Below are 6,987 nucleotides of genomic sequence, written 5' to 3'. Positions count from 1 at the left end.
AGTCCGCCACGCGCGCCAGGGCCAGGTTGCCGTACGGCGGCAGCGAGGACGCCTCCTCCGGCGTGGGCAGCACCGCGTCCGGCGCCGGCGCCTCCACCCGGTAGGGCGCGCGCGGCACGCGGAAGACGCGGATCTTCCCGGGGATGCCCTTGAGCTCGAAGGTGCCCACCTCCTGCGACGGCACCTCCGCCTTGTTCATGGAGAGGTAGACGGCCTCCGTGAAGAAGACCTCGTCCGCGTCGGTGATGCCCTCCACGCGGGCCGCGATGTTCACCGGCTCGCCGAAGATGTCGTTGGACTCCACCCGCACCTCGCCCACGTTCACGGCGACGCGGACGTGGATCTGCTCCTCCTCCAGCAGCGGGCGGTTGTGGTGCCAGAGCCGGTCCTGGATGGCGATGCCGCTCAGGACGGCCTGGGTGGGCGACTCGAAGGTGACGAGGAACGCGTCGCCAATCGATTTGATGATGCGTCCACCGAACGCCTTGAACAGCGGCGCGAGCAACGCCTCATGCACCTGGAGCAGCCGCTGGTTCTCCTCCAGCGTCTGCCGACTGGTGCGTTCGGTGAAGCCCTTGATGTCGGTGAAGACGATGGCGAGGTTGGCGGTCTTCAAAGCGGGGGCAGTGTATGCAGCGCGTCGCGCGAAGCAATCGCCACGGACCGCGCCCCGCCACCCGCTGTCAGCGCTTGGAAGGTTTGAGCGCCCGCATGTTGCGCTTCTCCGGCGCCGTCAGCCGCGCCCTCACCTTCGCGGCGAGCTGGGGCCTGTCCGTCCGCTCGTAGAAGGCCGCCAGGGTCCTCAAGACACCCGGGTTGTCCGGCTGGGCGTCGCGCGCGGCCAGGAACTCCCGCTCCGCGTCCAGCGTGCGGCCCTGCTTCTCCAGCACCGCCGCCAGCTGCATGCGCACCTGCACCCACGCGGGCCGGGACTTGGACAGGGGGCGGTAGTGCAGCTCCGCCTTGAGCCAGTCCCCCATCTGCGCCCAGAGGCCCGCGAGCCGGAAGCGCGCGTCGTCGTAGGACGGCCGCAGGGCCACGGCCTTCTCGTAGGCGCGGATGGCGTCGATGGGGGCGCTCCGCTCCTCCAGCAGCTGCCCCCGGAGGAAGTAGACGCGGGGGTTGTCCGGGGCCTCGCGCAGGGCGGCCTCCAGGTGCGCTCCAGCGCGCTCCAGCTCCGGGGCGCTGCCTCCCTTGAGGAGCAGGCGCGCGGCCTCCAGCCTGGGCAACTCCCAGCGGGGCTGGTGGGAAGCCAGCCGCTCCAGGGCGACGAGGGCTCCCGCGTCGTTGCCCGCGGTCTCCAGCGCCAGTGCGTCCGCCAGCGAGCCGGGAGCCGCGGCCGCCTGCGCCGTCAGGACCGGGGGAGCCGGCGCGTCGGACGCGCCCGCCAGCACCGCCGCCACGAGAACCCACATCATGGTTGGCAGATAGCAGAGCCAGGTGGGCCACCTCAATACTTCCCCTTGACGGGCACCCGGCCTCGCATGAAACCCATGACTGTGCAGATTTCCCAAAGGACGTTGGAAGACCTTGGTTTCTCGGAAGTGCTCCGCGCGCTGACGCAGCGCTGCCGCACGGAGCCGGGAAGGGAGCGGGTGCTCGCCCGTCCCTTCCTCGACACCGAGGCGGAAGTGGCGGAGGCGCTGGCCCTGGTCGACGAGGCCCGCTTCCTCTCCCAGCAGCAGTTCTCCCTGCCCCTGGGCGGCGTGACGGACCTGCGCACCGCCGTGGGCCACGCGGAGAAGGGCGGCGTGCTGGAGCCTCGCCAGCTCATCGACGCGGCGCAGCTGCTCTTCGCCTTCGCGCGCACCCGCGAGGCGCTGGACGAGCGCAGGGAGCGCGTCCCCCGCCTGGTGGAGATCGCCCGCCGCCTGCCCTTCCTGGAGGCCATGGCGCGCCGGTTGGATCAGTGTTTCGAACCGGACGGTACCATCGCCGACCGCGCCAGCCCGGAGCTGAAGGAGGCGCGGGACCGGGCGCGCGGCCTGCACCGGCGCATCAAGACGCGCCTGGACGAGCTGCTGCACGACGAGACCTTCACCACCAAGCTGCGCGAGAACTACTACACGCTGCGCAACGGGCGGTACGTGGTGCCGGTGGTGTCGAACTACCGCTCGGAGGTGGACGGCATCGTCCACAACGCCAGCCAGACGGGGCAGACGCTCTTCATGGAGCCCCAGGCGATGGTGGGCCTGGGCAACGACCTGGCCATCGCGCAGTCGGAGGTCGCGGAGGAGGAGCTGAAGGTGCTCCAGGAGCTGAGCCAGCTCGTGGGCCGCGAGTCCGCGCGCATCCTGGAGGGCCTGGAGGCGGTGGCGGAGCTGGACGAGGTGGAGGCCATCGCCATCCTGTCCGCGGACCTGGACGCCACGACGCCCACGTTCCAGGGCGTGAAGGAGCTGCAGCTGCGCGCGCTGCGCCACCCGCGCCTGGTGCTCAAGGGCTCGGAGGTGGTGTCCAACGACGTGACGCTCACGCAAGACGCCCGGGCGCTGGTGGTGTCCGGCCCCAACGCGGGCGGCAAGACGGTGACGCTGACGGGCGTGGGGCTGTGCGCGTTGATGCTGCGCGCGGGCCTGCCCGTCCCGGTGGGCGAAGGGTCGCGGATGCCGCTGTACCGCTCCGTGCACTCCACCGTGGGTGACACGCAGGACCTGGCGCAGGGCCTGTCCTCGTTCAGCGGCCACGTCACCCTGCTGCGCGACATCCTGTCGGTGGTGGCGACGGACTCGCTGGTGCTCATCGACGAGATCGCGGCGGACACGGATCCGCGCGAGGGCGCGGCCATCGCCATCGCGGTGCTGGAGGAGCTCTTGGGCAAGGGGGCGTACGTCCTGGTGACGACGCACCTGGAGGAGCTCAAGGCGCTGGCGCACATGGATCCGCGCTTCCTCAACGCGCGCGTGGGCTTCGACTCCAAGCGGATGGCGCCCACGTACCGGCTGCAGATGGGCGCGTCCGGCCAGTCGTCCGCCATCGACATGGCGGCGCGGGTGGGCCTGCCGGCTTCGGTGTGCGAGCGCGCCCGGGAGCTGTCGCTCAACGCGGGCGGCCCGCTCACCAAGGCGCTGGCGGCCGCGGAGGACGAGCGGCGCAAGCTCTCCGAGGAGCTGGAGAAGGCGCGCCTCGCGGCGAAGGAGGCGGAGGCCCTGCGCGCGGACCTGGAGAAGCAGAAGGTCGCCTTCGAGCGCGAGCGCAAGGGCCGGATGATGCAGTTCAACGAGGACGTGCACGCGGCCAGCGAGCACGCCGCCCAGGAGGTCCGCGACCTGCTGGTGAAGCTGCGCGCGGAGCAGAGCGAGAAGGCGCTGTCGGAGGCGCGGCAGCAGCTGCAGCAGCGCGCGGACGAGGCGCTGAAGCGCGCGGCGGCGGCCAAGGCGGAGCTGTTCCAGGTGGAGGCCCGGGCCCGCGAACCTGAAGGTGGGCGCGTGGGTGCACCACTCCGGCCTGGGCCGGGACGTGGAGATCCTGGAGCTGACGGACGGCCAGGCGGTGGTGTCCGCGGGCGGCGCGCTGAAGATGCGCGTGCCCACGACGGAGCTGTCCGGCTCGCGCGGCAAGAAGCCGCAGCAGGCGAAGTTCCCGGAGCAGCGGAAGGGCGAAGCGGCCCTGAAGCGCGCGGCCTCCGCGGCGCCATCCCAGGTGGACGCCACGAACTTCCGCTGCGACGTGCGCGGCATGCGCGCCGACGACGCGCTGGCGGAGCTGGAGACGTTCCTGGACCAGGGCCTGCGCAAGGGTGAGGAGGCCGCGCTCATCATCCACGGCCACGGCACCGGCGCGCTCAAGCAGGCCATCCGCGACCACCTGGCCGCGTCGCCGTACATCCGCATGTTCCGCCCCGGGGAGAGCCACGAGGGCGGCGACGGCGTCACGGTGGTGTCCCTGCGCGGCTGAAGCTCCCTGTGACGGGAGGCGGGGTCCGGGCGGCCCCGCTCCCCTGCTCCCGGACGGGTTGAGTAGAGTGCGGCGCCATGTATCGGCTCTGCCTGCTGGGATGTGTGGCGTTGCTGGCTGCCTGTGGGGAGAAGGCTCCCGACGAAGGCGCCATCCGGGTGTCCGTGACGTACGGCTCCTTCAAGCCCGCGTGCGTGCGCGTGGAGGCGAGGGACGCGCAGGGGCACCAGGAGGCCACGGACATCCCGGCCACCCGGTTCAAGAACCCCCAGCAGCCGGAGGTCCTGGTCGCGGTGCGCCGCAAGGCGGACTGGGACGCCACGATGAACGTCACCGTGTCGTCGTACGCGGAGGCCGCGGGGGACCGGTGCTCGGGGGAGGCCGTGGAGACCTTCGCGAGCGCTTCGCTCACCATCGTCCCCAAGGAGTACACGCGCTTCGACGTGACGTTGAAGGCGGTGGACGGGGACGGGGACGGCTCGCCCACTGGCGTTGAGTGGGCGGGCGTCTCCGACTGCGACGACACACGCGCCGACGTCCGTCCGGGCGCCGAGGAGAAGTGCGACACGGCCGTCGACTTCGACTGTGATGGGAAGAAGGCGTGCGCGGACTCGAAGTGCACGGAGAAGACGTGCACGGACGGGGACCTGTGCACCGTGGGCAAGAAGTGTGTCGGCGTGGGCGAGGCAGCTCAGTGCGGAGGCGGCGAGCCGAAGTGCAAGCAGACCGCGGGCCAGTGTGAGTCGGCGGTGAGGTGCGAGGCCTCCACGGGTGCATGCATCGATGAGACCGTGGTCGAGGGGGCGGCCTGTGATCCCGGCGACAAGTGCGTGACGAATGGCCGGTGCACCGCCGACAAGCAGTGCGTGGGTGACGTGAAGGCGTGCAACACCCCGGTGGACGCCCAGTGCCAGGAGGCCACGGGCACCTGCAACTCGACCAGTGGCCAGTGTGAGTACGCCCCCAAGCCGGTCAGCACGACCTGTGAGGACGGCGACGTCTGCCACGATCCGGGGTTCTGTAATGGCAGTGGCGCATGCAACGGCACGCCCACGCCGTGCCCGCCCAGGGAGTGCAATGTCGCGGCGGGTTGCACGCGCAACGCGTCATGCATCTACGCGGGTGACCCGGCGCAGAACAACACCCCCTGCAGCGAAGACAACTCGGGGACACCGCGCGTGTGCAAGGTGGATGGCCAATGCGTCGCCTTCCCCTACACCCCGAGCAACTTCGATCCGAACACCATTTCTGGCGGGGAGATCAGCGATCTGCGGACCACGGGTGCGGTGGTCTTCAACACGGATGACCAGACCTGGACGCCCTCTGGCTCCGGCCCGGCTCCGGGAGATATCACTTTCAAGATCCTGCCCCAGTCCGGAGGGGCGCCGGAGCTCCTTCTCATTCCCGTGCGGAACCTGGCCCTGGGCGGCGAGCTGCGCATCGTGGGCAGCCGCCCGGTCATCCTCGCGGTGTATGGGGATGCGACGTTGAACCACGACATCCTGGCCAGCGGGCGGATCGTCAACGGTGCGCCGGTTCCCGGAGCCGGCGGCAATCAGGCGTGCACGACGTCACAGGGCAAGGACGGGACGTACAGCGGCAATGAGGGTGGAGGCGGAGGTGGCGCGGGAGGAGCGACGGCTGGAGCGAATGGCGGAAGAGGCTACGACACCAATGCAACGCCAGGTGACGCGGGTGCCCAGCAGGCCTCGACCATCGCGCCGCTTCTCGGTGGGTGCGCGGGAGGCAATGGCGTAGGCAAGAACAGCACACCGGGTGGGCTGGGCGGTGCTGGCGGTGGCGCGATCCAGATCTCCGTCGCAAGGACCCTGACCGTCGAAAAGGGCCTCTCCGTCAGTGGCGGTGGCGGCCTGGGCGGCGTGGCAAGCACTTCGCCTGCCCAGGCGTCGGGGGCTGGAGGCGGCGGGAGCGGAGGGCGCATCGTGCTGGAAGCCTTCCAGGTGAACCTGACGGCCGATGCCAAGGTCACCGCCAATGGCGGCGCAGGTGGCGAGGGCGCCGGCCAGAGCTCCAGCACCGCGAACAATGGAGCGAATGGTGCGAGTGGAAGTGAAACCACAACCACCGCCGCGGGTGGCGGTACCGGTGACAGCCCCCTTGGAGGCACGGGCGGAGCCGGTGGCGCCCTGGACATGCCGACGGCTGGCAACGCAGGAGGCACGGTCCCCGTCTTCGGTGGTGGCGGCGGTGGCGGCGGTGGCGGTGGCGCCTCGGGCTCCATCTACCTGCGCAGCATGCGGCCCTGCATCGTGAACACCACGGTGGTCAGCCCCACGCCCACGGGTGGCTGCACACCCCTCTGACCTGACTGGAGGGTAGACAGGCCAGCAACCCTGGATGTGAAGTTTCACGCACTGCATGTGATGACATGTAGTGTGTGTTTCGCCTGTCGCACGGCCCACAAGACGGGCCAGCCGCTGGGCACGGTGAAGACGCGCGCGCGGCTGGCGCTGGAGAAGCTGGCGGTGCTGCTGGAGCGCGGCCCGCGAGCGCCTCCGGCTGAGTGCGGGACAGCGGCCTGTCCGCGGGATGGGCGGTGGAGCAGGCCTGGGCCGCGTCCGCCTTGCCGTCACCCGGTGGGACCCCAAACCTTGCGACTGTTTGGAGAACCCGAGGGAGGGGGCGGACATGCGCAAGATGCGGGAGACGGGGTCGGCGTTGATGAACGCGCGGGAGATGCGGCTGGTGCTGGCCAGCGCGCCGCGCAACCTGATGGAGCTGTCGCGGCGCGAGCTGATGGGGATGGTGCGGCGCGCGCGCGGCATGATGGTCCAGTACGAGAAGCTGGCGCACCGGCTGCGCCGTGAGGCCATGCGCGTCCCCATGGGGAGCCGCGTGATGGGCGGGAGCCTGAATACGCGGCGCAAGGCGGCGCTGTTCCGCACGGCGCTGACGCGCTTCGAGTCGCGGCTGGGCCGGATGGAGAAGGCGCCGGCGCGCAAGGCGAGGCCCGCGATGCGCAAGCGTCCGTGGCGAAGAAGGCGATGCGGCCGGCGGCCGCGCCACGGCGCCGCGCAAGAAGGCGGTGACGGCGAAGGCGGCGACGGCGAAGAAGGCGATGCGGCCGCG

Annotated in this window: 4 protein-coding genes and 1 pseudogene; 3 read left to right on the top strand and 2 right to left on the bottom strand. The window is 70.9% G+C overall.

Annotation, left to right across the window (positions count from 1 at the left end; translation table 11 throughout):
• On the bottom strand, positions 1-616 hold a 616-nt coding region (locus tag ACLEQD_RS33520; RefSeq protein ID WP_410389639.1), incomplete at its 3' end, for an adenylate/guanylate cyclase domain-containing protein.
• A gap of 67 nt (positions 617-683) precedes the next feature.
• Entirely contained in the window at positions 684-1,418 is a 735-nt protein-coding gene (locus ACLEQD_RS33515; RefSeq protein WP_410389637.1) for a hypothetical protein, read from the bottom strand.
• A 75-nt stretch (positions 1,419-1,493) separates the two neighbouring features.
• Here ACLEQD_RS33515 and ACLEQD_RS33510 point away from each other — a divergent pair.
• From ACLEQD_RS33510 to ACLEQD_RS33500, 3 genes and pseudogenes are all read left to right on the top strand, one after another.
• Positions 1,494-3,897 (top strand): annotated as a pseudogene (locus ACLEQD_RS33510) (endonuclease MutS2).
• Between the two features lie 77 nt (positions 3,898-3,974).
• Positions 3,975-6,221 carry a putative metal-binding motif-containing protein gene (locus ACLEQD_RS33505; protein ID WP_410389635.1) on the top strand — a complete coding sequence of 749 codons (2,247 nt, stop codon included), beginning with the start codon at positions 3,975-3,977 and terminating at the stop codon, positions 6,219-6,221.
• A 325-nt stretch (positions 6,222-6,546) separates the two neighbouring features.
• The coding region (locus tag ACLEQD_RS33500; protein WP_410389633.1) for a hypothetical protein at positions 6,547-6,987 on the top strand (441 nt) is incomplete at its 3' end.

The sequence above is a fragment of the Corallococcus sp. 4LFB genome (assembly GCF_046520365.1).
Lineage (GTDB): Bacteria > Myxococcota > Myxococcia > Myxococcales > Myxococcaceae > Corallococcus > Corallococcus caeni.
Note: the sequence above shows the minus strand (reverse complement) of the source record. Positions and strands in the feature narration are given on the sequence as shown.

Excerpts from the sequence above, each read along its gene's own strand:
- ACLEQD_RS33515 (WP_410389637.1), bottom strand. The coding sequence starts at position 1,418 with ATGATGTGGGTTCTCGTGGCGGCGGTGCTGGCGGGCGCGTCCGACGCG.
- ACLEQD_RS33505 (WP_410389635.1), top strand. The coding sequence starts at position 3,975 with ATGTATCGGCTCTGCCTGCTGGGATGTGTGGCGTTGCTGGCTGCCTGT.